General features: G+C 38.3%; 23 protein-coding genes and 1 pseudogene. 4 read left to right on the top strand and 20 right to left on the bottom strand.

Annotated features, from left to right (window positions below; genetic code table 11):
* Positions 1–112 precede the first annotated feature (112 nt).
* The 10 genes from COD92_RS18395 to fdhF all read right to left on the bottom strand — a co-directional run bounded on the left by COD92_RS18395 (position 113) and on the right by fdhF (position 14497).
* Positions 113–1351 (bottom strand): Bcr/CflA family multidrug efflux MFS transporter, encoded by a 1239-nt coding sequence (locus COD92_RS18395; protein ID WP_480254358.1) that lies wholly within the window; start codon positions 1349–1351, stop codon positions 113–115.
* 200 nt (positions 1352–1551) lie between these two features.
* The gene (locus tag COD92_RS18385) at positions 1552–1926 is read right to left on the bottom strand and encodes a FixH family protein (protein ID WP_098527227.1); all 375 of its coding nucleotides are present in this window, start codon (positions 1924–1926) and stop codon (positions 1552–1554) included.
* Positions 1927–2237: 311 nt separating this feature from the next.
* Entirely contained in the window at positions 2238–2789 is a 552-nt protein-coding gene (locus COD92_RS18375; protein ID WP_098527225.1) for a CBO0543 family protein, read from the bottom strand.
* 164 nt (positions 2790–2953) lie between these two features.
* Complete coding sequence (locus tag COD92_RS18370) at positions 2954–3898, bottom strand: sugar ABC transporter substrate-binding protein (protein ID WP_098527224.1); 945 nt, start codon at positions 3896–3898, stop codon at positions 2954–2956.
* Positions 3895–5991, bottom strand: coding sequence for a PAS domain S-box protein (locus COD92_RS18365; protein WP_255295282.1), 2097 nt, complete (start codon positions 5989–5991; stop codon positions 3895–3897). Before COD92_RS18365 ends, COD92_RS18370 begins: the two co-directional genes overlap by 4 nt.
* Entirely contained in the window at positions 5933–6760 is an 828-nt protein-coding gene (locus tag COD92_RS18360; RefSeq protein WP_098527222.1) for a CheR family methyltransferase, read from the bottom strand. Before COD92_RS18360 ends, COD92_RS18365 begins: the two co-directional genes overlap by 59 nt.
* 12 nt (positions 6761–6772) lie before the next feature.
* Positions 6773–9523 (bottom strand): response regulator, encoded by a 2751-nt coding sequence (locus tag COD92_RS18355; protein ID WP_098527221.1) that lies wholly within the window; start codon positions 9521–9523, stop codon positions 6773–6775.
* Between the two features lie 571 nt (positions 9524–10094).
* On the bottom strand, positions 10095–10889 hold the full coding sequence (gene fdhD / locus COD92_RS18350) for a formate dehydrogenase accessory sulfurtransferase FdhD (RefSeq protein WP_098527220.1): 795 nt from the start codon (positions 10887–10889) through the stop codon (positions 10095–10097).
* A gap of 115 nt (positions 10890–11004) precedes the next feature.
* Positions 11005–11547 carry a helical membrane plugin domain-containing protein gene (locus COD92_RS18345; RefSeq protein WP_098527219.1) on the bottom strand — a complete coding sequence of 181 codons (543 nt, stop codon included), beginning with the start codon at positions 11545–11547 and terminating at the stop codon, positions 11005–11007.
* Positions 11540–14497, bottom strand: a complete 2958-nt coding sequence (gene fdhF / locus COD92_RS18340; protein ID WP_098527218.1) for a formate dehydrogenase subunit alpha — start codon at positions 14495–14497, stop codon at positions 11540–11542. Before fdhF ends, COD92_RS18345 begins: the two co-directional genes overlap by 8 nt.
* Positions 14498–14653: 156 nt before the next feature.
* On the opposite strand from fdhF, the gene COD92_RS18335 reads away from it, so the two are divergent.
* Positions 14654–14920, top strand: a complete 267-nt coding sequence (locus COD92_RS18335) for a hypothetical protein (RefSeq protein ID WP_098527217.1) — start codon at positions 14654–14656, stop codon at positions 14918–14920.
* A gap of 314 nt (positions 14921–15234) precedes the next feature.
* Here COD92_RS18335 and COD92_RS18330 read toward each other — a convergent pair whose 3' ends face one another.
* From COD92_RS18330 to COD92_RS18320, 3 genes are all read right to left on the bottom strand, one after another.
* The gene (locus COD92_RS18330) at positions 15235–15975 is read right to left on the bottom strand and encodes a DUF2161 domain-containing phosphodiesterase (protein WP_098527216.1); all 741 of its coding nucleotides are present in this window, start codon (positions 15973–15975) and stop codon (positions 15235–15237) included.
* A 364-nt stretch (positions 15976–16339) separates the two neighbouring features.
* Positions 16340–16792: a universal stress protein gene (locus tag COD92_RS18325; RefSeq protein ID WP_098527215.1), complete on the bottom strand. Its 453-nt coding sequence runs from the start codon at positions 16790–16792 to the stop codon at positions 16340–16342.
* A 277-nt stretch (positions 16793–17069) separates the two neighbouring features.
* Positions 17070–17504 carry an Hsp20/alpha crystallin family protein gene (locus COD92_RS18320; protein ID WP_098527214.1) on the bottom strand — a complete coding sequence of 145 codons (435 nt, stop codon included), beginning with the start codon at positions 17502–17504 and terminating at the stop codon, positions 17070–17072.
* A gap of 313 nt (positions 17505–17817) precedes the next feature.
* Here COD92_RS18320 and COD92_RS31630 point away from each other — a divergent pair, with 313 nt between their 5' ends.
* Together COD92_RS31630 and COD92_RS18315 are read left to right on the top strand one after the other, a co-directional pair.
* Positions 17818–18051 (top strand): flavodoxin family protein, encoded by a 234-nt coding sequence (locus COD92_RS31630; protein ID WP_141561122.1) that lies wholly within the window; start codon positions 17818–17820, stop codon positions 18049–18051.
* Positions 17949–18293, top strand: a complete 345-nt coding sequence (locus tag COD92_RS18315; RefSeq protein WP_306418526.1) for a flavodoxin domain-containing protein — start codon at positions 17949–17951, stop codon at positions 18291–18293. Before COD92_RS31630 ends, COD92_RS18315 begins: the two co-directional genes overlap by 103 nt.
* 284 nt (positions 18294–18577) lie before the next feature.
* Here COD92_RS18315 and COD92_RS18310 read toward each other — a convergent pair whose 3' ends face one another.
* The 4 genes from COD92_RS18310 to COD92_RS18295 form a co-directional block, all read right to left on the bottom strand.
* Positions 18578–18856 (bottom strand): DUF2726 domain-containing protein, encoded by a 279-nt coding sequence (locus tag COD92_RS18310; RefSeq protein ID WP_176541020.1) that lies wholly within the window; start codon positions 18854–18856, stop codon positions 18578–18580.
* A gap of 53 nt (positions 18857–18909) precedes the next feature.
* Positions 18910–19536, bottom strand: a complete 627-nt coding sequence (locus COD92_RS32515) for an AAA domain-containing protein (RefSeq protein ID WP_255286485.1) — start codon at positions 19534–19536, stop codon at positions 18910–18912.
* 307 nt (positions 19537–19843) lie between these two features.
* Positions 19844–20788: an ABC transporter permease gene (locus COD92_RS18300; protein WP_098527211.1), complete on the bottom strand. Its 945-nt coding sequence runs from the start codon at positions 20786–20788 to the stop codon at positions 19844–19846.
* Positions 20785–21729, bottom strand: a complete 945-nt coding sequence (locus COD92_RS18295; RefSeq protein ID WP_098527210.1) for an ABC transporter ATP-binding protein — start codon at positions 21727–21729, stop codon at positions 20785–20787. Before COD92_RS18295 ends, COD92_RS18300 begins: the two co-directional genes overlap by 4 nt.
* A 309-nt stretch (positions 21730–22038) precedes the next feature.
* Here COD92_RS18295 and COD92_RS18290 point away from each other — a divergent pair, with 309 nt between their 5' ends.
* The gene (locus COD92_RS18290) at positions 22039–22509 is read left to right on the top strand and encodes a LysM peptidoglycan-binding domain-containing protein (protein WP_098527209.1); all 471 of its coding nucleotides are present in this window, start codon (positions 22039–22041) and stop codon (positions 22507–22509) included.
* Between the two features lie 479 nt (positions 22510–22988).
* Here COD92_RS18290 and COD92_RS18280 read toward each other — a convergent pair whose 3' ends face one another.
* The 3 genes and pseudogenes from COD92_RS18280 to COD92_RS18270 all read right to left on the bottom strand — a co-directional run bounded on the left by COD92_RS18280 (position 22989) and on the right by COD92_RS18270 (position 25291).
* On the bottom strand, positions 22989–23861 hold the full coding sequence (locus COD92_RS18280) for a 50S ribosomal protein L11 methyltransferase (RefSeq protein ID WP_098527207.1): 873 nt from the start codon (positions 23859–23861) through the stop codon (positions 22989–22991).
* A gap of 303 nt (positions 23862–24164) precedes the next feature.
* A complete protein-coding gene (locus tag COD92_RS18275; RefSeq protein ID WP_098527206.1) occupies positions 24165–24521 on the bottom strand; it encodes a RidA family protein in 357 nt (118 codons plus the stop codon).
* Between the two features lie 35 nt (positions 24522–24556).
* Positions 24557–25291, bottom strand: a pseudogene (locus COD92_RS18270) (alanine racemase).
* Between the last annotated feature and the right edge of the window lie 329 nt (positions 25292–25620).

Here is a 25620-nt window from a genome sequence, read left to right as displayed (position 1 = left end):
ATATTGAAAGGAAAAATCCTAAACTATATGTTCTTATTAAGATTAATAGTAGATAAATAAAGGAGAACACATTCGGTAGTTATCGAAATGTGTTCTCCTTAAATTTATATTTTTAGATACTGGGTTTCTTTACAGAACACTGATCATTAGAAATTTGTATCCCAAGCGAAGATTTCCGAACCAATACAAAATAGGATAGGAAAGCAAGAAAACTTGAGCAAAAGATGATGACGCCCATAGGAACGCCTGTATACGCCCCTGCTATTCCCACAAGTGGAGCCGTTAATGAGCCTAGTACAAATGGCAATAACCCTAATAAGGCAGAGGCACTGCCTGCAATATGTCCTTGGGTTTCAATGGCTAAAGCAAAAGACGTGGTCCCAATAATACTGATGGAACCTACAAAAAAGAAGATCGGAATCGCGACGGCGAAAAGCGGAGCTTTTAATAACAAAGCAACGAGTAACCATGCACCCGCTATGGATGAGATGGCTAACCCGATCTTTAAGAAAGTCCGCTCCGATATGATGTCAGCCAAGCGGCCGACTAACTGACTTCCAATAATTAATGCTAATCCATTTGTTCCGAATAATAAACTAAATTGCTGCGGTGTAACTTGGTAAATATTCTGATAGACAAACGGAATCCCAGATACATAGGCAAAGATTCCTGCAGTAGTAAAACCTTGCGTTAGTGCGTACCCCATGAACGTCCGATCTTTGAATAAAGAACCAAAGTTGTTCATGATTTGTGGTAAATTGCTTGGAACACGCTTTTCTGTCGGCAGAGTTTCTTCTAATTTTAAAGCAACAGTAATGAGCAACACTGCACCTATTATAGCCAACGCAATAAAAACCCCATGCCAATTGGTAAAAGCAAGAATCCCTCCTCCAGCAATCGGTGCAACGATCGGTCCAAGGTTACCCACTAACACCATCATCGTAAAGAACTTGGTCAGTTCCCTTCCGCTAAAAAGATCTCGAACAATTGCTCTTGAAATGACAAGTCCGCCAGCAGCAGCAAAGCCCTGGACTAATCGAGCGATAATAAGGAAATAGATATTGGGCGCTAACGCGCATGTTATAGAAGCAAGTAAGTACAAGTTGATAAAGATTAGCAAGGGTTGTCGGCGTCCCTTCACATCACTCATAGGACCAATAAACAATTGCCCTAATCCAAGACCTAATAAACAGGAGGTTAAACTAATTTGTACGAGTGAAGCCGAAGTACCAAAATCATTTACAATCGTTGGAAAAGACGGTAAATACGTATCGATTGTAAAAGGCCCTAACAGTCCAAGTGATCCTAAGAGTATAGCAAGCTGTATTCGTTTTTTTCCACTAGGTTTAATCAATGTCCATCGCCTTTCTAAAAATATTTCGATATCCTAAATTAATAAGCTTCATTATAACCTGAACCTTGCTCAAAGGTAAACAAATAAAATTGGTGGTAACGTTTTCAATTTTCGGGCTTTTTAGAAGAAGAAGCAGGGGGACGGTTATTCGGCTCCGTCCCCCTGCTTTATTTATAATAAAATGCACTTTCTAACACTTATTGTGCCTTGTTATAAACAATCGAAAATCTTTTTTCTCTCAGCGATTTTTCTCCGTTGTAATCTATTTGAATGGTTGCAGTATAATCCCCTTCCATCTCAAGGTTAGCTTTCCCAGCATACACGCCATTCCCTGTTTCCTGCAACTTCAATGAAGTATCTCCATGACTCATCCCTTGCATGTCCAATTTTGCACTAACCTTAGCACCTTTTACGGGTTTACCCTCACGGTCTAAGATTTTTAATTGAATGGGAGTTAATTGGCCTGGTGTAAATGATTTGGGTGTAGTTAGCTTTAGATCAAAGTTATTTGAACTGCATCCTGCCATAAAAACCAATAATAGGCCAATGATTAGACTAGTTAATTTTTTCATTACACCTCATCCTTTCTAAAGTTTTTCTTGTTGAAATAAACTGAGACATTACAATTTAGACCTTTTTTTGTATACTCTTCACTAAACATCAAGAAGCAGACTTCATCTTCTTCCAGAAAGTTTCCATACGCAATGGCAAATTTAGGCCTATTTATAATTATCACTAAAATCATGATAGATACAAACATTTTAACTTAACATCTGAAGGTACTGATAATTTCCTCTCACAATTTAAAATAAAAATAATGGGAACAAGAAAAGCTAAGCCACTACAGACCCGAGCTGGTTAGTGGCTTAGCTTTTTACTTTTTCTATTCTTTTATTTTATCATTAGGCGTAAGTTTTTTTATTAATGTATATACCACTAGAGATAGTATAAAAAAGCCAATAAATGAGTAGGTATGTGTCCACTTATGTAAAGCAAACATCCCGATTTTTATAAATAGGAATTCAATGATATACCCGAAGATTGCAGATAGTATTAAGGAGAGCAACAAGTATGTTTTAAAAGTTTTTGCGTACTGATAAATAAACATAAAAGAAACTGGAATGACTGTAATATCAGCAGGAAGTAAAGGAGGCACCATTGGTAACAACTTGTCTGGATACCCCCATAAGATCAAGTCTCCCCCAATGACATCTGTAATGGATGCTAATATTGCCCAAATTAAGCCATAACACATGATTTCGAAAGTTCTATTCTTATCATGAAACTTGATCCAAATAAGCCACGGAATGATAGCTGCAACGAGCAACAACCACCACTTCCAAGTAAATAGGTCATCCTGGGACCAGTGCCTAATTGAAATGTCCCTCAGAGTTTCTCTGGCTTTCTTAATATCTTCAAATGTTGGATGTTTCATCGTATTCACTCCAAATTTTATAACCCGTACTTCCTTAAGTTATCCATTCCATCTATTTCAATTCTAAAAGTTATGAAGAATTGAACGCCAAATAGTCCCCACTCTGAATGAGAATGGGGGCTATTTGGCTCTTTTCGATGTTATAAGATGAATGTTTTAACCGTCTAGTTATTTAATCCCTCTAAAAACTCTATTTTGCTTTTAGCATTATCATGTGTAATAATATCGACGTCACTGTTAATACTTTTTTCTACTCTTTGCCCTTTTATCGCTTTTAAGGCATTTTCCACACTGATATAGCCCATGTCATATGGATTCTGCGCAACTGAGCCTTTTAACGTTCCTTTTTCAACATATTTCAGCATTTCGATAATTCCGTCTGCGCCTACGACTGGAAGGTTTAATTTTTTCTGGTTAAGATACTTAATGACTTCTAACGCCATCCCGTCATCAGAGGCAAAAACACCTTTGATATCAGCATTACTCTTCATTAATTCATCAATGACAGGCTTAACCTTGGCATTGTCATCATCTACGAGTATATACCCTTCGACCGTGTCAATTCCAACTGTATGCAAAGCATCTTTTGCCCCTTGAATCCGGTCCTCACTTACGTTATCTTTTGAAATCTTGCCAATAAGGGCGACCTTGTCTCCCGGCTGCAGCATCGAAGATAATACCTCTCCGGCTTTTTCACCTAATGAAGGGTTATCTGTTCCAATAAAGGATGTTTGACCAGACCAATCGACCCCCGTATCCACTAGCAGGACTGGGATATTTTTCTTTTTAAATTCCTCTAATATCGGTACAGATTCTGCAGGATTTCGCGGAGAGAATATAAGTGCGTCCGGTTTTTCCTTTAATACCCTGTACAAAAGAGCGAGTTGATCTTCATTATTTTGACTGGGAGCATAAATTTTTGCCTTTACTCCAAAATTGGTCATTCCCTTTTCAATTCCAGAGACAATGATCGACCAATACTCCGACTTTGTATCTTTCAACACCACAGCAACGGTCGGCTTTTCTGCCGCTAATGCTATGTAAAAATAACCCAATAAACCACAGATAAAAACTGCAGAAACAACTAGGATCAAACTCTTTTTCTTCACTGTTTCTCACCATTCAAGTATAGACTTTCATCTAAAAAACGATTAAAACAAATAGAAAAACTTGTTCCTTCATGCCCTGTCTGAACCTTGATTTTCGCCTGATGCCGGTCGGCGATACTATAACAAACAGCTAGCCCCATTCCCGTCCCCTGGTCTTTTGTCGTAAAAAATGGAGTGCCAATTTTGTCAAGATTGTCTGGATTTATTCCTTTTCCACAATCCTTCACCTCTAAAATAACCTCTTCTTCTTCACTGTAGGTTCTAACGATAAGAGTCCCGCCCATATCCATCGCCTCAAGTCCATTTAAGGCAAGATTCAAGAAAAGCTGCCGAATTTCTTTTTCATCTAAGAAAAGTTCAGGACATGGCTCCGATTGATACTGGACACTTTTCCCAGCAAGGGCTGCTTCTGCATTGATTAAGGGAAGGATCGCTTCTATGATTCTATTTAAAGATTGTTTTGTTTTATTACTTGCTTTATTTTTTGCCAGTGTTAAAAACTCTTTAATGATGCTATTTGCTCTGTTTAATTCATCCAGCATTATATCAATGAATTCAGGTGCCAGCGGTTGTTTGTTGCTTTTCCACATTTGCAAAAATCCATGCACAGTCGTCATGGGGTTTCGGATTTCATGCGCAATTCCAGCCGCCATTTCTCCAATGAGATTTAATCGATCTAAACGTAACATTTCTTTTTCTAAGTTCTCTCTTTCAGTAATATCATTTACCACGATGAGAACGCATGCTTCGTCTTGTATTTCAATGACTTCCGTGGATAACAATCCGGAACGCCTTTCCCCGTTTTTAGATTGGTATGTCACTTTTAGATTGCTCAAAGTCTTATTCCATTCAGGATCAACTAAATCGACTTTATTCCCATCCACACACGTAAAAAGGGCCCAGTCAAAAACTTGATTCTTTACTGTTGCATAATCAAAACCTGTATAATGGAGCCATGCTTTGTTAACATCAATAAATCTTCCATTCCTTATGGAACGAATCGCCATTAAGCATGGACTAGCTTCAAATATTTTCTTAAATCGTTCATGGGAAAAAGATAGGTCATCCGCTATCTTTTTTCGCACCTGAATTTCCGCTTTAAGCTTCTCATTCGTAGACAACAAATCTAACGTACGCTCTTCCACTACTTTTTTTAGAAGATTGAATTGGTGGTTTTTTATTTTCTCTATCTCTTTCCGTTCTGTCACATCACGAATCGTGCAAACAAAAAGAGGAGTGTTTTCGATGGTTGCTTTTCCAATTTGAATATCGACAGGAAATCGATTTTTATCTTTCCGTAAGGCAACACCTTCTATTATTTTCCCTACTGTAGAATTGGTAAGTGCATGCATGGATAATACAGCCATCCGATCTCCCTCTTGCTTTACCACAGGGAGAATAGTGGCTACATGCTTCCCGATTAATTCCTCACTGTTATAACCAAACATTTTCCCTACCATCGGATTGATGGATAAAATCACCCCAGATTCATCAAAGGTGACAATCGTGTCCATCAATGTTTCCCCCATCACCTTTGCTAGAGTCTCCGTTTTATATAAATCAACGGTTGTCCGATTCAATTTATGGTTAACTTCCTCAAGTTCAATCGAATTTTTCCACTCAGTATGTTTTAAACTTTCCGTATGACTTTTATAGATTTTAACAAACTGTTCTACTTTTTGTTTTAATGTCTCAGGATTAAACGGTTTAAATATGTAATCAATGGCCCCAACAGAATAACCATGGAGAACGTGTTCCATATCTTGACTGATGGCGGTAATAAAGATAATCGGAATATTTTTTGACTTTTTTCTGGCTTTAATAAGCTTTGCCGTTTCAAAGCCATTGAGTCCAGGCATTTGAACATCCAGCAAAATGACAGCGAAATCTTGTTTTAAAATGCATTTTAACGCCTCTTCCCCCGACCTAGCCGTAACCAAACGGTAACTGGGTGAAGAGAGAACAGCTTCCAATGCAATTAAGTTTTCCTTAAGATCGTCCACCATTAATATATTAATCATTTCTGTGTCTGGTTTATTTGTTTTTTCGGTAAAGTCTTTCTGCTGAATGGAGTACTTCATAGTATTTTGCATAATCGGTAAAACGAATCTCCTCTCTTTTTCCAAGCCCTAAAAAACCTGAATAAAATAGACTTTCGTAAAATAAGCGATGAACATGATTTTGTAATTCTTTATTAAAATAAATCATCACATTCCGACAAATAATGATATGAAACTCGTTAAATGATTGATCGGTAACCAAATTGTGCTGAAAAAAGTCAATATTCTTTTTCAAGAAGGAATGAAACGCAGCTTGTTCATTTTTTACCGAATAATACTCTGAAAAAGCCTTCTCTCCCCCAGATTGAATGTAGTTGGTGGTATAAAGTTTCATTTTTTCTAAGGGAAAAGAACCTTGTTTCGCTTTTTCTAAATTGACTTGATTGATATCAGTAGCATAAATCTTGGTTTTTTCCAATACGCCTTCTTCATGCAACAAAATAGCCATCGAATAAACTTCTTCTCCAGAACCACAGCCGACATGCCAGATTCGGATCGCAGGATATTCTCTTACAATCGGGATGACCTTTTCTCGAAGAACCTTGAAAAAAGAGGGATCCCGAAACATTTCTGTTACGTTAATAGAAAAATCATAAAACAACCTATCCATCACAAGGGGATCGTGTAAAACTTTTTCCTGTAATCCGGATATAGTCCTTAGCTTTTCCGCAGTCATTCGATTCAACGTTCTTCTTTGAATGAAGGGAGCGGCATAGTTCCGAAAATCATATCCATAATGACGATAAATCGCTTCTAGTAATAACTCAATCTCTATTTTCTGCAGTTGATCGATATTGGTCATGGTTATTCCCACCTATCTATATAGCCAAACCTGTATCAGGGAGTAAAGCTGATCTAAATCTATCGGTTTGCTAATGTAATCAGACGCACCAGCCTGGATACATTCTTCACGGTTATGTTTCATCGCTTTGGCCGTTAATGCAATAATTGGTAACTCCTGAAATTCCGGTTTTGTACGAATGTTGCGCATGGCCTCAAATCCATCCATTTCCGGCATCATAATATCCATCAATATGAGATCAATATCTGGATTTTCTTGTAACGCGTCGATCCCTTCTCTGCCGTTTTCTGCAAAAAGAACCTCGATTTCATATTCCTCAAGAGCAGAGGATAAGGCATAAATATTTCGCATATCATCATCTACAATCAAAATTTTCTTCCCATTCATTAACGAGTATTCCAGTGTTTCTTCGTCGACTACTCCATTCGATTGAAACTCTCTCCCGCCAAAGGAATGGCTTTCCTCTTCTTGAAGTGCAGCCGCCGTTTCCAAAAGGTATGGAATTTGAGTTTCATTTTCGTTCAATTGATGAATGGGCAAGTAAAGAGTGAAGGAACTTCCAGCCCCTTCTTCACTACTTAAATCTATAAAGCCTCCAAGCAAGTGGGCAAACTCACGGCTAATCGATAAACCTAAGCCTGTCCCCCCATATTTCCGGCTAGTCGTACCATCCGCTTGCATAAACGCATTAAAAATTAATTGCTGTTTATCCTTTGAAATACCAATTCCGGTATCAGCAATGGTAAAACTGAGCATTGGTTCATTCTGCCCAGTAAAATCGTGCTTGTCTAATTCATTTGGACCAACCTTCTTGATAAGGAAGGAAATACACCCTTTTTCGGTGAATTTAAATGCATTAGATAAAAGGTTTCTCAAAATTTGATTGAGTCGATGCTCATCAGTGTAGATGCTTTCCGGTAAATCATCATCTAAGAAAATACTAAACTCCAAATTTTTTTGACGAGCTAAAGGCGAAAAATATCTTTCTGCAAAGGTAGTAATTTTCTCCAAAGGTACTTCTCCGTGAATAACCTCCATTTTTCCAGCCTCAACTTTTGCTAAATCTAAAATTTCATTAATCAAATGAAGCAAATCATTTCCAGATGAATAAATGGTTTGGATGTATTCCAATTGTTTTTCGGTTAAATTTTCATTCTTTTTTTCTATTAGCATTTGAGCAAGAATTAATAAACTGTTCAAAGGAGTACGAAGCTCATGCGACATATTCGCAAGAAATTCGGATTTATATTGGGAGGTAAGAGCAAGTTCCTGTGCTTTCTCTTCAAGAGCATTACTGAATTTCTCCAATTCCTTTTTTTTATGCTCAGAATTTTGATACTGTACCTCGAGCTCCTCGTTCATGATTCTTAGTTCCTCTTGCTGCTGTTGAAGCTCTTCAGATTGGCTTTGCAGCTCTTCTGTCAATGCTTGAGAATCTTGTAATAATTTTTTGACCTGCATTCGATTGCCGACACTGTTGATGGTTATGCCGATATGGGCCATGACTTCTTTTAGAAGGGCTTGTTGAACGGCATTAAATGGTTTAAAAGAAGCCACCTCAAGAACAGCCAAGACCTCTCCTTCAAATTCAGCCGGTAGAATCATTAGATGTTTGGGCGCTGCTTCCCCAATTCCAGAAGCAATTTTTACATAATTATCGGGAATCTCCGAGAGCATCATCGGTTTCTTCTCTGCCGCAGCCTGTCCTACAAGTCCCTCACCGAGATGGAAACTTCTTGATGTAGCCGGATCATGTTTAAAGGCATATGAAGCCATATTTACCAGACGTTGTTCACCGTTGTTGCATTCTTTAATATAAAAAACACCAAAGTGTGCATCTACCATCGGTGTGATATTTTGGATAAATAAACGCGACAAAGTCTTAAAATCCTCGACAGCAGTATACATAGAAGTAATCTGAGCCACTTTTGATTTAAGCCAGCTGTGTTCCTCGGCTTTTTCGATTAATGCTTTTTCCTGCACCGCTTTTTCTTCTAATGTTTGTGCCATTCGATTATAGGCACTGGAGATCTTCCCGATTTCGTCTTTGGCCATTACACCAATTCGGGGAAACTGTGTACCATGATAAAGTGCAACATTGCTCATAACAGAAGAAACCCGCTGCAAATTTTTGGTTAAACCCCGAATGATCCAAATTGCGACAAATAAACCTATTAGGAAACCAATGGCAACAACGATATAAATCATACGTAATTCAAGGTTATAGGCTTGCTTTGTCCGCAGGAGTTGATCTTTCATTTCCTGTTCCTGCAGGGTATACAACAAATCAGTAATCTGATGGAGCCGGGCCCGATCGCGCTTGATATCTCCCCAAATGAGCTTGTCAAAATCAGCGTTTTGATCGGTTTTTTGTAAAATAATTATTTGGTTACCGACTTCTTCATATGTTTTGTAGAGCGTGTTAAATTTAGAAATTAAGGCTTGTGTTTCTTTACGGTTGTCCATCTTTCCGAGCATTTCAATCGAGGAGCGAATGTTGTTCCTTGATTGTTCCCATTCGTTTACTACTTGAGAAAGGACAGAATTAGGTGGAATGGAGGCAATCTCACTCAGTTCTCTGCCCATGTTACCTACCTCGAACTCTATCGTAGAAGCCATCAACTTCCTCTCGTCTAACTCTGAAACTAGCGAATTCATCGTAACCGTCTGTTGATTGATCATCTTAAATAAAGTGACTAGAAAAATAATGTTAAAAAGTAAGATAAGGACTAATCCACCATAAAGCTTTGTTCTAAATTTCATATAGACTTCATTCTCCTGGTTTCTACAAATGTATTTTTATTTGGATATAATTTACTTATAAAATGAATAATGAAAAAACTTTATAGTATTAATATACAAAAAAATGAAGATTAGAAAAATTAAAAATTCAAAAAATAAATGACCAATTAATTGATCTTTAATATATGTAAGCCAGATTGAGTTAATTTTTGTAAAATAAAATCTATTGAGAGAAATTTTAGTACCTACTTTGATGTTTTGGATTTACAAAAAATTATTATATCTATTACAAAAGTCATAATAGACTTAGTTAGTTTACCATAATCGCTATATCTAGAAAAGTTCTTTTAAAAAGAAGATGGAAGCATGGGTGAAGCATGGGGACGATTCTTCTGCTCCATTACCGTTCTTTTTGGAGACAAAATGCTATTTATTTAATAATAATTGACCAAATTTTACTAAGTTATCTAAGATAGAATTTTGATGAATATAGATAGAGAAAGAGAGAACACCTTCACTAGAAATCGAAAGGTGTTCTCCCTTTAGTTTATATATACTGGTTTTCTTTATTTCGGTTGGATGAAGGGCTATGCTAGGCCAGTCCCAGAATCCGGTCCTGATGGGTATAGACATTGAAGCCTCCTCCCCTAATAAAACCAATCGCCGTAATTCCAAGATCCTCTGCTAAATCTAAGGCGAGATTAGTAGGTGCAGATTTTGATAGGATAATGGCTACGCCTATCTTAGCTGCTTTGAGGAGGACTTCTGAGGAAATTCTTCCGCTAAAAGCAATAATTTTATCCTTCAATGGAATTCCATGGATTAAGCAGTAACCAAAAAGTTTATCCAGTGCATTATGCCGGCCAATATCTGTCCTTGTTATAACGATCCCGTCCGTTGTACATAAGGCGGCATTATGGACACCACCCGTTTTCTGAAAATGAGCTGAACTTTCCTGCAGCTGCTTCATTAAGACATGGCATTGGTGTGGTGTAATGGTCAACTTTGTCAGTATGGTCTTTGCTGTCTTTACATCATTATAGAAATAAAATTGACGCCCTTTCCCGCAACAGGAACCAATGAACCTCTTGGAATGGATCTCTTTTAAGTGAGTTTCTTTATTTACGAGGTCCACGTATGCGAATCCCATTTCTTCATCTACCTGAATCGATTGAATATCTTGAAAAACGCGAATGATCCCCTCGGAGGCTAAGAAGCCCACCACCAATTCTTGGATCTCAGATGGCGAACACACCATGGTGGCAAACTCTTCTCCATCAATAATAATGGTTAATGCTGATTCCACCGCGATGTCATCCTCTTGTTCGACAAAGGAATACCCATTATATTTAACAATGTGTTGGCAAGTGGTGATTTCGTTTAACACAGTCTCCCCCCTCTCCTCGCTTTTTTAACCTTCTCTACAAGGTCTAGATGGGTATCGACACCATCAAACATAAACGGGTCTCAGCTTAGCCTCGGCCAAGAACCGTATGAGAGATTTACAGATGGTGGTCGGGATTGGCATGTTGTGCCTGATGCTCCGGCAGCTGGGTTGTCCGTTCCAAATGGCTTGTTTCGCTACCCATTCCTTTCAAAAATTCAAAGAAAAAGGCAATCGATCGGTTAATTTCAGGATCCTTCAATGATCTGACGATATCGAAGTAACCGATCTCGCCATCATCATCCTTACTTTCTGACACTCTGGCTATTCCTGCATTTAACTTAAGGAGAATGGGTTCAAGCTGTTTAACATTTAATGTACCTAGAACACCAACCATCAACAGCAGATTTTTTAAAGTATTGGCTGTTTCTTTCGAGTCCGCCTTGTTAATAAGGATTTGCAGCACTTTGTCGCCCTCAGCAAATAATCCGCTCAATAAAGGAATAACCCCTCGATCGTGCATGTGACTCACCAAATCAAGTGTATCAAGTAACGCTTGCTTATTTTTTAATAGGGAATCCTCTATTTGCCGTAAATCTTTTTTACGTTTCTCCTCTTCGGATAGCTCGATTCGCTCGATTTGTCTGATTGCTTTAGCCATTCGACCGCTCCCTTTCCTTCACAAGATCACCCGGGAAGACATAATCCTTTCGGGCCCACTTCTTTTGGACTTGGACACCCATTTGCGGCTGTGGATTCCCGTATCGGAAATTTATTCTTGGCAGAGGATTAATCCCCTCTTCCTGTAAAATCTCCATTTTAACACGAGTATCCTTGTAAGCAGGGGTGTCAGTATCCTTATCGGCCGCACTGCTTGTCAGGTAGTTCACCGCTCCGTCTCCTGAATCATTCATGGGCAAATACACTTCATTCCCCTTAACCCGAGCAGTGATAATACATTTCACCTTCACGTTACCAAACGGTGACGTCAGGCGGACAACTGTTCCGTCATTTAGGCCGCGTTTTGCTGCTAGTTCTGGAGATACTTCAAGGAAAACCTCTGGAGTTTTTTCTGAAATTCCTTTTGATTTGTATGTGAGATTCCCTTCATGAAAATGCTCTAATAAACGTCCATTGTTCAAATGAAGATCATATTGCTCCTCAAAATCAAGCGGCTTTGTCCATTGCACAGGATAAGCCCGAGCTTTTCGATCCGCGAAAGGGAACCCATCTCTGTAAAGCAGCGGCGTATCTGTCCCATCCGGTTTTACCGGCCATTGCAAACTCTTGTAACCTTCTAATCTTTCATAAGTAACACCTGCATAAATCGGCATCAGCATCGCAGCTTCCTCCATAATTTCACTTGGATGCTTATAATTCCAGTTGGCACCAAGCCGGTTTGCCACTAACTGGATGATTTCCCAGTCAGGCTTTGAGTCACCAAGCGGTTCAAAGACTTGATACAGCCTTTGAATACGGCGTTCTGTGTTCGTAAACGTTCCTTCCTTTTCAAGACTGGGACTTGCCGGCAGAACGACATCCGCATACTGGGCAGTCCGGGAGAAAAAGATATCCTGAACGACAAAAAATTCAAGTTTTTCATAGGCCTTATGCACATGGTTGATGTTTGAATCAACTAATCCCATTTCCTCTCCTTTTACATACATTGCCTTGACCGTACCTTGATGGATGCCTTCAATCATATCGTGATTATTAATTCCTACTTCCGAGGAAAGCTTGACACCCCAGGCCTGTTCAAATTTTTCCAGCACTGTTGGGTTGTCCACTCGCTGATATCCTGGAAAGTTCTCCGGTGCGCTGCCCATGTCGCCTGCACCTTGAACGTTATTATGACCCCGGAGCGGATACGCTCCGGCACCTGGCCGTGCGTAGTTACCCGTTACCAGCAATAGGTTAGAAATGGCTGTACTAGTGTCACTGCCGCCTAGATGCTGGGTAACACCCATCGCCCAAAGAATAGCCGTGCCATCTGCATCACGAATCATTTCCGCAATCTGAATGAGTGTCTCTTTGGAAAGACCAGTGTTTTCTTCAGCATAACCTAACGTATAGGGAGCAAGGCTTTGTCTGTATTCCTCGAAACCATTTACATTCTTATTGATAAACTCTTCATCGGCCCAGCCCATATCAATCATGTATTTGGTCACAGCAGAGAGCCAAACCAAATCAGATCCCGCGTTTGGGTGAATGAATAGATCTGCACGGGCTGCCATCTCGTGTTCACGAAGGTCTGCCACAATTAATTTTTGCCCGTGTAGTTTATGGGCACGCTTCACCCTGGTAGCTAATACAGGGTGTGCTTCCGCTGTATTGGAACCAACAATGATTACCAGTCCTGCTTTGGCTATGTCCTTTATGGAACCAGCGTCACCGCCGTAACCAACCGTTCGGTGCAGTCCAACCGTTGCCGGTGTCTGACAATATCGGGAACAGTTATCAACATTGTTTGTGCCAATCACCTGTCGAGCCAATTTTTGCATTAAATAGGATTCTTCATTTGTACATTTTGAGGAAGTAATAAAGCCCATCGATTGCGGCCCATATTGGCTGCGTATCTCAAGGAACCGTTTCGCGATTAAATCAAGGGCCTCATCCCATTCCGCTTCACGGAAGCTGTCACCTTCCCGGATCAGTGGCTTCGTTAATCGTTCTTTACTGTTGACAAAATCCCAGCCGAATTTCCCCTTCACACAAGTCGAAATTCCATTCGCTGGTGCCTCTACGTTTGGTTCAACCTTTAGAATCTCGCGTCCTTTTGTCCAGACATCAAAACTGCAGCCAACACCACAGAACGTACAGACGGTTTTGGTTCGTTTCACTCTCGCCTCACGCATCGCTGATTCCATATCGGAAACAGTAAGGATCGACCCGTAACCGGTCTCCACTCCTTTGGTCAACTCAATCATCGAACGGAGTGTTCCTTTTTCAACGCCTGTCAGATAACCAGCCTCTCCGAGCATTCCTTTTTCCATCATCGCATTACACGGACATACGGTCGAACAATGGCCGCATGATACACAGGAGGATTCGTTAATCGGAACATCGTTATCCCAGATGACCCGTGGATGCTCTCTATCCCAATCGATTCTCAGCGTTTCCGTCACTTGGACATCCTGACAGGCCTCGACACAGCGCCCACACAAGATACACTGATCAGGATCATAGCGGTAGAAGGGATTCGACAAATCCTCTACATACGGTTTCTGCTCCCACGGAATACTCTGATGGTTGATACGCATCTCCTTAACGGTGTTATGTATTTCGCAGCCACCGTTGTTGTAATCACAAACGGTACAATATAATTCATGGTTGTTAAGAATCTTGTCCATCGCTGCTGTCTGTGATTTTTTCACATGTGGGCTCGTCGTTCTGATGACATCCCCATCCTTTAAAGGGGTTGAACAGGACCTGACAAGTTCCTCATTTACTTCAACGATACAAGTGTCACACGTTTCAATCGGCCCAAGGCTGGGATGATAGCACACTTGTGGAACTTCTATAGAGCTGTCGTTCAGAAATTGCAGGACCGTCTGGCCTTCCGTTGCCTCTATTTCTACTCCGTTGATCGTAACTCGTAGGTTTTTTACCAAAATGGCCTCATCCTTTCTATCTTATTTATTTGTTTAATACCCCATCTTTCGAAAAAAGAAAACCAAATCCTCTGAGTTTTATGATAAATAACGAGTTATGTGTGTTTGTAAGTTGAAAAACGGGTAAAGAAACAAAAAGGAAAGGAAGAAATCTTTATGAAATATATGATATTAAAGGGTAAGAGTCATATTGGGAAATATAGGTACAATGTGGTGGGGAAAATCGAAGCTTCTTCCTTGGAGATTGCGAGTGATCTCGTTTATAAGAAATTTAGAGAAGAGGTGAACAAAAAGAACGGAGAAACTTACATAATCATTCCTGACAGCCAGAATACGGATATAAATAGTATTTATATTCTTCCATTAGATGATGTTCCCTATAATATGATCAAGTATTGGGAACCAGGGGAAGGATTGCCCTAAATGGAATGTTTTAGCCTCCTTTACACAAAATCTACAAGACTTGTAAACTTGTAATTCATTCTAAGATCTGGGGGAACGAGCGAATCGTGTTCCCCAACACCAACTTTTTTTGATCTGGATTTTCGATATTTCAGATATTAATCTCATGCATGCCTCCATTGATTTTAAAAATGCTAGAATCTTTTCACGAGTGGGGATTGAACTTTATTGTGTCTTGTTGTAGACAATCGAAAATCTTTTTTCTCCCGTTCATATTTCGGCATAGTAATCTATATGAATGGAAATGCAAAAACTGCAACCTCATAACCATATCCTCAATCGGGATTGCCTTCCTGCATCCATACATTTTTTAAGTAAAAATTCAAAAGATCAGGAAATTCCTTTATTTCTTCTTGGCCCTTCTCAGTTAAACAATAGGTGCCTCTCTTGATTCTTTCAAACCAGCCATAATAGTTTTTAACTAGAATGGAGGAAGTTTTGTCTCCGGTTCCCAACTGAATTAATCTTTTCGGGGATGACGGCCCAAAATGGCTCATGTAACAAGCGATTTGAATACAATTTTCCTTATAAGCTGTCATGATTTTGGTCCGATTGCTTCCACCAACATTAAAATCCGCACTTCGACCATTGATTTCCTTCAAAACAGATTCTCTCTTTAACTTGCTTTGACCCCTACTTTTACGACGATCAAACGGTGATGGATGAAAGACTACTTCTGTCTTTGCTCGTTTCAATGGATTCGAAACCACAATTAACCCCAACTCCAGCCTTCTAATTAAATGGCATTTTTCAGCCCACCGTCTTGAATTTAAACGGTACTTAGGTTTTGGGATTGCAATATATACTTGATCCGTTATACGCTGTCGTTTGGCTGCCTGTATGAGCAAATCAACACTTAATGTAAGCTTCAATTCAATGACAACTAGCTCCTCATCTTTAACAGCAACAATATCACAATCTTTTACTTCACCGTATACCTCAAAACCTTCCTTTACAAAAAAAGTCTGAATTGGTTTATACAAATCCATTTCTTGCAGCTTTTTTGTTTCGTTCATATGCTTTCACCATCCAATTCAAACCTAAAAAAGTTAGTTTCATAAATTAAATGTAACCTATAATTAGTTCTTCGAAAAGGACTCTACACCTTTTTTCTATACCAATATCCCGCTTTTGAATAAACACGAAAGTCTAGATCATAAAAATGCATATACACGGCTAGGATTGTCATTGATATTGGTAATGTAATGTCCGCCAAAATCCTATACTGCAACGTATAAATGGTTAAATCGAGATACGGAAAAATTAAAAAGTGCCTTTTGTATTTTTTCTGCAAGAAGCACAATGAATCCAAGCAGCCTTAGTCTTCTACATAAAAATAGCCATCGGGTTGATGGCTATTACATATTATTATTTAGTCTTTTATTTAACGATGAATATTGGACATGGAGCCTTTTGTACAACATGGTGACTAACGCTCCCCAAAAACAATTCCTTAATTCCGCTTAATCCCCTGCTGCCCATTACGACAAGATCTGCATCGTTTTCCTTTATAACATCCACAATAACCTCTGCTGGATTTCCTTCCAATAAGATAGTCTTTGTTTTATTAGGAAGGTATTGCAGCTCTTGCTTAACCTCATCGAGTATGCGCTGGCCTGTTGCGAATTGGGATTTCCCTAATTCAAGCCTTTCTTCATAGCTAAAAGCATAGCCATATGGTAATCCATAGGGATATTGTGGCTGAATTACCATAACAACACTCAATTCAATTTCTTCATTCTGCCTTGCTAGATTCATTGCCATTTTTAAAGCCTTTTTGCTAGAATCTGAATGATCATAAGGAACCACTATTCGCGAACAAATAGTTAACATTTTAGTCAGCTCCTTTTAAATTATTTACCCCCAATTCCATTATATACCCTCTATTTACATAATTTGATTTATAAATATGTAGATTTTGTTGCATTTTTACCAATCTCGTTTTGGACTGTATACTTCGAACGGATTCAGTTTCCAATGAAGATTCTCTTAGTGAAGAAGTAATTCAATTACAAGTTGAAAACTTGCCCATGTGAGGCAAAACCGGACAAAAAGCCGTAATCAGTATCCTGAATTACGGCTTTTATTATTAGTATATATGTTCTTAGCTTCAATGAATTTCAATCAGTTTTTTATCTGTATTGGTAATCATGACTTTTGGACAATTTAAGGTAAGAATACCGTTTTTAAATGTGGCATCAATGGCATCCTCATTAATATCCGCCACATAAAAACGTCTGGCAAAGTTACCATAAGATATTTCCTGACGAATAAAGTTGTCCTTTTCTTCCTTCATAGCTGATTCCCTTTTTGCAGTTATGGTTAAATAGTTATTTTGATACTTAATAGTAATATCCTCTTTTTCAACCCCCGGTAATTCCGCCTCTATTAGATATTTGTCCCCAGTATCTTTAATATCTGTGCGGAAGTGATGGGTATCACTTTTGAACGGTGCAAAGAAACTTTCATTGTAGAAATCTGAAAAGACATCCCATAAATCACTTCCAATCCTTCCTCTTCTTTTGAATGGACTTAAAGTAGTCATGGTTCATTCCTCCCTTTCTTTGCTTAATTCTTTTACACTATTATTATATACCTATTTTGCTCAAAATGTAAAAAATTTACATTTATACTATAAACCTTAATGTTATTGTAATTACTATTTTGAAATGTTTTATGTCATACAAATCTTTTATTGAAACAAATAAATCATTCGCTAGTAGAGTGGTTATCTTCTCCAAGCTATATATTAAGTGGGAATTTTTAGTCTCAATCAAAACGGTGTCAATTGTCTGAATATTGACAATTTTAGCCCTAAAAAAAGACCCATAAAGTGCTATAATTTTAATAAGGAGATGATGCAAAATGAAACATTAATTGTTTATTGCTCGATGCATGGGACAACTGAAAAAGCGGCTGCAATATTAAGCGAATTGATTGAAGGAGAAGTTCTAATTGCAGATTTGAAGAAGGGGGGATTTGGTTCGACATCAACCATTTTGACTCTGTTATCATTGGGGGATCCATTCATAATGGGACGATACAAGGAAGTGTCAGAAATTTTATCGAGCAAAATCGTGAAATTCTCATGACAAAAAAACTTGGGCTGTATCTCTGTTGTTGGCATGGTGGCGTATCAGGAGTCCTGCAATTTAATAATGCTTTCACTTTAGCATTAAGAGAAAAGTCAATAGCTAGCGGAAATTTTGGTGGGGAAATGCTCATAAGTAAGATGGGCTTCATTGAGAAACAGATTGCAGGATACATCGCTGGAATTACAACAGATACATCAAATATGGATTTAACAGAAATTATAATTTTGCAAGTAAAATAAATGAGGAAGTATCTTTAGTTTAATAACTTAATTGAATACTTTAAAGTCAGCTTAGAGTCCGGATACTCATTAAATCTTCCTTCTAATCTATATTCAGAAGAAAATTCCCAGGATTAAATGATAAAGTGCTTAAAAAGACACCTATAAGGAATGTTTTCATTAATTGTGACCACAGGAAATAAAGCACGGTATCGTCTTTAAGTCATGGGTTTTATTTTCTTAACATTTAGTCCTGGTAAAAATGACTTCTCCTTTTAATGCAGTTCTCAACTCATTTAAGAACCTTAATGGTTTAGCTGTAACTGCTCCTCATTTATTCTTGACTCCAGATTTAATACCTCTACTAGTTTATCTCGAAGCCTCTCTTCCTCTCTACTCCCCGTTGTTTTCATTCGAATAATTGGAATCTTGTACTTTCTTAAAATTTCATCTTTTAATTGATCACGTTTTAACTGAGATGGATTATTTGCATGGTAGGCATGACCATCCACTTCAACTACCAATATCGGCATTTTATCTAGTTTGTTAAAAATAACAAAATCTGTATGAGTCAATATATTCATAGTATATTTTCTCTCATCCTCGGTAAGCTTGTCCGTATTTCGAATCAGCATTCTTAAAGGTGATGAAGTACCCAATCAAGAGCAACGGTCTTATTGTTTAAGATCGCATTTGCAATGATGTTTAGTATAGTTTGGGTCTTTCCGGTACCAGGAGGTCCTTCTATAACACTAAGCTGATTTGCTAAAGCTTTCTCTGTCGCCATCTTTTGGCTTGTATTAAAACCAAAGGGAAAGATGGCTTGAACTTGATTTTTATGTTTGATTAATGGTTTTCCTTCTAAATAGGCTGATAGGACACTGATAGGACTAATCATTTTCAGAAGATGGTATTGCTTACTTAAAAAGCTGCTATCATCCTCCAATCTTGTACTCACATTATTAGCGATCGTTTTTAAATATTCAAAGGTCTTATGTACGCAAGGGTTGGTTAGCCTTGTTTCTTCAATGATGATGCTTGACCGTTTATATACCTTCTTATAACCCGTCTTAAACCATATTTTTATATAGCCACCAAAATCAAGTATCTTAATTCCGCCCGTTACTGGGAGGTTATTTTCGAAAATAACACATGTTCTATGATCAATCTCTTTGGGTTCTTTAAACCAAGTTAAGTTTAAAGAATTGTATGTATAAACCTTACTATTGTTATGGAATGCCATTTTCGTATTTACATAAATCAATTTCTTCTGTTTTATCCTTTTCTTTAATTAGGATAAGAAATTTATTCTCATTCAAAGTAGCCTGCACCTCTTAACCCTTAACCTAATAAAATCTATAATTTTACGTGTATGATTTCGGTATCATACACGTCACCAAATTTTACATTTTTCTACATTATACAACAAATAGGTCTATTATCCCGAAATTCTTCTAGTGAAATTGTATCAAATGTGGTTAAACAAAAAAACTGATGTGGATAAATTCCACTATCAGTTTTTTTCTACATTTTGAAAGGGGAAAGTTTAGTATAATCCCATTTTTTATCTCTTAAATACTAATATCCCGCCTCTGGAAAAACACGAAAGTCAGGATCATAAAAATGGCATAATACACGGCCAAGATTGTCAGTGATATCGGCAGTGTAATGTCACCCAAAATCTTATCCTGCAACGCATAAATGGTTAAATCGAGATGCGGAAATATTAAATATTTTGCCCATTCGTATTTTTCTGCAAGAAGCACAATTAATCCGCCTAGGGTTGAAGAGATAAATAGGACAAAGATTCCGATTCCCACCGCCAATGCCTGACTTTTAAATAAAGTAGAGAGCATAAAGGCAATGGCCGTTAAAACCAACAAACTTGGAAGGTAGTAGGCAATCTTAAGGAAGAACTGTGGACCGACTTCTGCTTCCTTCTGCCCGTCTATCGCCATCTCAAAGATTTTCGCTGTAAAGTCCCCATTACCAAATGTAATCAAACCAACAAGATATCCAGCAGTAATAAGTGTCGCTAAAAGAATAAGCGAATAGATAATTAATGAAAGATATTTAGACAGGAGGATCGCCCATCTCTGATGCGGTCTGATTAACAGCTGCTTAATCGTTCCATCTGCAAATTCAGAGGACACACTGGCACTGCATACAATCACCGCCAATAAAGTAACCAAAGTCGTCATACCGAATACAACATTATTCATAAAATGCCAGTTACTAATAGCATTTGGGTTAATGTTTTCATCGAGATATTTCTGCTTTTGTTCAATTTCATTAGTAATAAATTGTTTTTCTTGATCTGGTGCTGTTTTTGCATTCTGCTGCAACTCAGCAATTTGAGCCTTCATACCAGCCTGCCAGTTCGGATCGGGTTCACCTGATACTTTATGGTAGATAATCCCCGCCACAATGACTGCGAGTACGAGGATGATTAGATAAATCCAGCTCGATTTTTTTTGAAACAATTTCATAAGTTCATTACGAATTAAGGCAATCATTGCATTACACCTCCATGCTCCTTTACCTCTTTGTTCGTTATTTCCAAAAAGCGGTCTTCGAGAGAAACGGTTACCCTGCTGATGCCATAGACATCTATATCCTTTGAGATTAATAGCTTATTAATGGTACTAATCGTAGCTTTTTCTACATTGACTGAGAATTGGTCCTCCGCAAGAACCTTGACATCGGTATTTGAAAATTGTCCTTTCAGCACATCTACTGCTTTTAGGCTGCTGCTCACCTCAAAAATGACTTCCGTCTTTTCGTCTTCCTCCATCGTTTCTTTCATGGAAGAAATATGTATGAGTTTACCTTTTTCAATTATGGCAAACCGATCACACATCAGCTGCATTTCAGCTAAAAGATGGGAGGATACCAGAACTGAAATGCCTTCCTGTGCAAGGGCATGTAAGTAATCTCTAAATTCTCTAATTCCTTGAGGGTCCAATCCATTTGTAGGCTCATCGAGAATAAGCAGTGACGGGTTATGTAATAACGCCTGGGCAACTCCCAGCCTTTGCCTCATTCCAAGCGAATAGGTCTTAACCTTTTGGTAAATGGCATCTTCTAATTTTACTAGTCTAGCAACTTCCATAATCCGCTCATCTGACACTTCTTTAATGGCCATATTCGCATAATGCTTCAAATTCTTGTACCCACTCATATACTTATAAAATTCCGGATTTTCAACAATCGCCCCAATTTCACTCATTGTCTCTTTAAATTGTCCATCGAGGTTATTTCCATTTACAGTAACCTCTCCAGCCGTCCGCTTGATCAAGCTGACAATCATACGGATAATGGTGGTTTTCCCTGCTCCATTAGGACCCAAAAGACCAAAGATTTCCCCTTTTTTTACACTGAAGCTTACATCATCTACTATCTTCTTCTTGCCAATGAGCTTCGTTAACGATCGTACTTCTAACGTATTTACTGCCATACGTTCCTCCTCTTTCTTTAAAAAATGATATCTTTATAGAACCTTTAAACACATACCTAACATTATATACGAATAATGAACCAAAAAGTTCCAAATTTACATTAATTTTATATTTTTAATCACTCTAACTTAAGGTTAAGAAAAAAAATGGTCAAATGACAAACTGCATCAAAAAAGCCACCGCTATATCCTTGATTCCATTTTAAAAAGGATGTCATGTGCCTATTTTTGTTTTTCCTAACAAAAATGGGCTTATTTATCAGAATCGAATTTGTAATTACTTCGTCAAAATATATGAGGTGATAATAAATGAATAGATTTAAACGGTTCCTGCAGGTTGTACTTTGCACTGTTTTAATGGGGTCGGTATTTTCTTTCGGCAATGGGAAGGCAGCTGCTGAGGATATTTATATTAAGATAAAGAAAGGAGATACATTATATAGCATTTCGAAAAAATACAATATTTCGGTTGAAGATTTAAAGGAATACAACCAGTTAACAAGTAATAAGATTATTGCCGGTCAAGAGTTGATGATTCCAGATTTTGAACAAACCAAACCATTGTATGTTGTCGTCGCTGGTTCTTTTAGCAAGAAAGCAAATGCAGATAAGCGAGTCACTTTTTTGAAAAAGAAAGGGATTGAAGCTGTCGTTGTGAAGAAAGTCATAAACGGGAAAAGCTTATACCGTGTTCAGGCCGGGGCTTATTCGAGTAAATCGAAAGCGGAGAAAATGAAAACGAAGCTAAAGAATAACGGGAAAAAGATGCTTTCCTTTTAACAGAGAAGCCTCTTCATATTAATGGAATCACTGTAGAATCTACCTACAAACAGCTTGTTCAAAAATTCGGGCAGCCATCGAAAACGGAGGACGATAAGAATACCAGGTCTCTTTATTATAGAAATGAAGGTGCTGGTGTTCGTGTAACATGCGATGCAGCAAATGATTCCATTCAGCAGTTGCAAGTGTACCCGGAGTTTTTGAAAACAGCTTCCGTTCCCACTGAGAAAAGCAAAATCCTCAAGCTTTATGGAAACCCAAATGAAGTGAAAATCGTTTCCTGCTATGAAAGTGCCAAATGTGAACAAATGATTTATAAATTTAACAAAAACCAATTAATTGTACAGATTGAACCTGATGGAAAGACAGTCCAATATTTAGATTTAAGAAAAGCCAAATAATATGAATGAATGGTAACTGTGTTCAAAGATGATGAAAGGATTCAGTAAAACATACTGAATCCTTTCTTGTTTTGTAAATTAAGATATTCTCTTATAAACGCATGTCACCCATTCGTTGCTTTGTTTCTTTTCCTTCAAAAGAAATCCTGCATCTTTAAATAAAGTCTCTACCCGATGGTAATTCCATTCAAGCATACCTGACAATATAAATGTAGTGTCTTTGCAATCTAAGAGTCTTTGGGCCTTTAGGATATCAATATTTTCCTGCGTTCCGATATTAATAAAAATCATATCATACTCTTTGTTGATTCGATTTTTATTCTTGATTAGATCACTTTGAAACACATTCACCGGCTTGACACTATTTAGTTCACATTGATACAGAATTTCTCGCTCGACCGGTTGGATGTCATATGTATCGATAAACTTTGCTCCCTTAAGGGCTGCAGCAACACTTAAGACTCCTGAACCGGCTCCGATATCCGCAACACTCAAGCCTGAAAAATCATGTTTTAATATGAAGTGCAAACAATCTTTTGTCGTTTCATGATAGCCTGTACCAAAATTCCCTTGGGAGTCAAGTACAATCCGCTTTTCTTTGTGGTAATGATTCCTTCTATCCGGTGTCGTGATGACCCAGCTATTCTCAAGGAAAATATCATTAAACGTTTGCTGGTAATTCCGTTCATTCACTTCCTTAACCACCAGACTAGACTCGTCAATGGCTAATAATTCTACTAACTTACGTCGTTCCTTTGCTTCGAAATAATTATTTATATAGATATTAAGTTCTGTTGTTTCATTTCTCTTCTCAACAAAGGCATAGCCGTTGGCATCGGTCACCACATCTAATGGAACCTCATAAAAGGTTTGGTAGTAGCCTTTTTGGTATAAATGAGTAATAATTCTGTCAATCTTTTTAGTTGGGAGTCTTACGGTTATTTCATACATAGTTTTTTCTCCTAGTTGTTGGCCTTTTACATCATGCGGCAGAGCCAACCTCGATCAAACTTTTTATCATTATGGCCAGTTAAACTGAAATGAAAACGGCTTATATGACAAAAATGTTGATCATCAAAATAAAACCAGATAGGTGAAGGTAGAAAAAACAATAAGGAGGAAATTTTACCAAGAGAAATTATAGCGTTTATTTCAAAAAAACATCGCTAAACCAAATCATTTTCACACATTTGTAAAGCTTTCAAGAAGAAGAAAAAAGCCGCAAAGAGAATCAATAATAGATTCTCCTTTTCTTCAATATTCGGAAATAACAGCAACTACATCGATTTCTACTAATATATTATTTAAACCGCTTTGAACCGTTGTCCTTACTGGGTAAGGAGTGGAAAAGAACTCCAAATAAACCTTATTGAATTCTTGAAAATCAGATAAGTCTTGAAGGTGTACCGTTACTTTTACAACCTCATCCATCGATGCTCCGACAGCTTCTAAAATGTTTTTAATATTCGTTAATACCTGGTTGGTTTGGCCGGCAACACCTTCTGGCTCAACACCTGATTGAACATCGAGCGGTCCTTGCCCTGCTACATATACAGTGTTCCCTACTTTAATACCTTGTGAATAGGAGCGACCGGAAGTGGTGCCAGGGATGTTTTTATTTCGTGTTTCATGCTAAATCTCTCCTTTTATTTATTTTTTCTTCGGGCACTGACTGGGAATGTGGTTATCACTTTTTCTCCTCGAAAAGCGATGAGCTCATCACACAAATTTGGAAGCATGCAAGTATGATTCGGAATGATGGTTAGTTTCTGGCCAATGGATAATTGTAACGATTCAGGGAGACGAAGTTAACCATGTTCCTTATTCAATTTATAAATTTCAATTTCGAGATGCTCCACGACATAGCCGTGACCTTCTGCAAAGGACACTGTGTCCGAAGTCAATGTTTTCGAACCAGCATCGATAATGGCCCGTCCTGGTGCAGGCGTGCTGACAACGGTGACAATCACGCGAAGTGCGCACTCATCAACCCCTGCTAAACCCGTTGCAAGCTGAGCCTGATCATGAAAAATGTAATTGCCTGCCCGAACTTTGGTTACTCCGTGGATGCTCTTAGCAAACTTTGCTGAAATCGAGGAACCGCCGCTTACTTCGCGGATATCAAAACCTGCCTCGAGAAGGGTATCGGCTGTCGCAGCTAATATTTCAGCCTCTTCTTTTGCCATCTCACGGATCTTTTCTTTGTCATTTAACCCATAAATCTGACCAGCGTAGGATAGAACGCCCATAATATCGATTCCCGGAAGATCCTGAATCGACTTCGCAAAACGAACAGTATCTTCACCAGGCTGACGTCCGCAGCGATGAATACCCCCTCCACTTCGATGTAGACAGGGATTTTTCGACCGACTTTGTCGCATACACATGATAAACCTTCTGCTGTTTCCATGCTGTCTACGACCGTTTTTATATTGATTTTTTCGGCCAGTGCTTGAAAGCGTGCCAGATTCTTTTCACCAATCACCGGAAAGGCGAGAAGAATATCGTCAAACCCTTCTGCGGCAAATATCTCTGCTACACCCAATTTGGCACAGGTAATTCCTTTTGCCCCAGCTTCCTGCTATATCTTCGCTAAAAAAACAGATTTGTGTGATTTAATATGCGGTCGGTGCTTTAATCCAGCTTTCTTCACAATTTCCGCCATATTGTAGATGTTTTTTTCTACAATATTTAGGTCAACAATGACATA

Source organism: Bacillus sp. AFS037270, from assembly GCF_002585305.1.
This window is presented reverse-complemented; position numbering and strand designations above follow the sequence as displayed.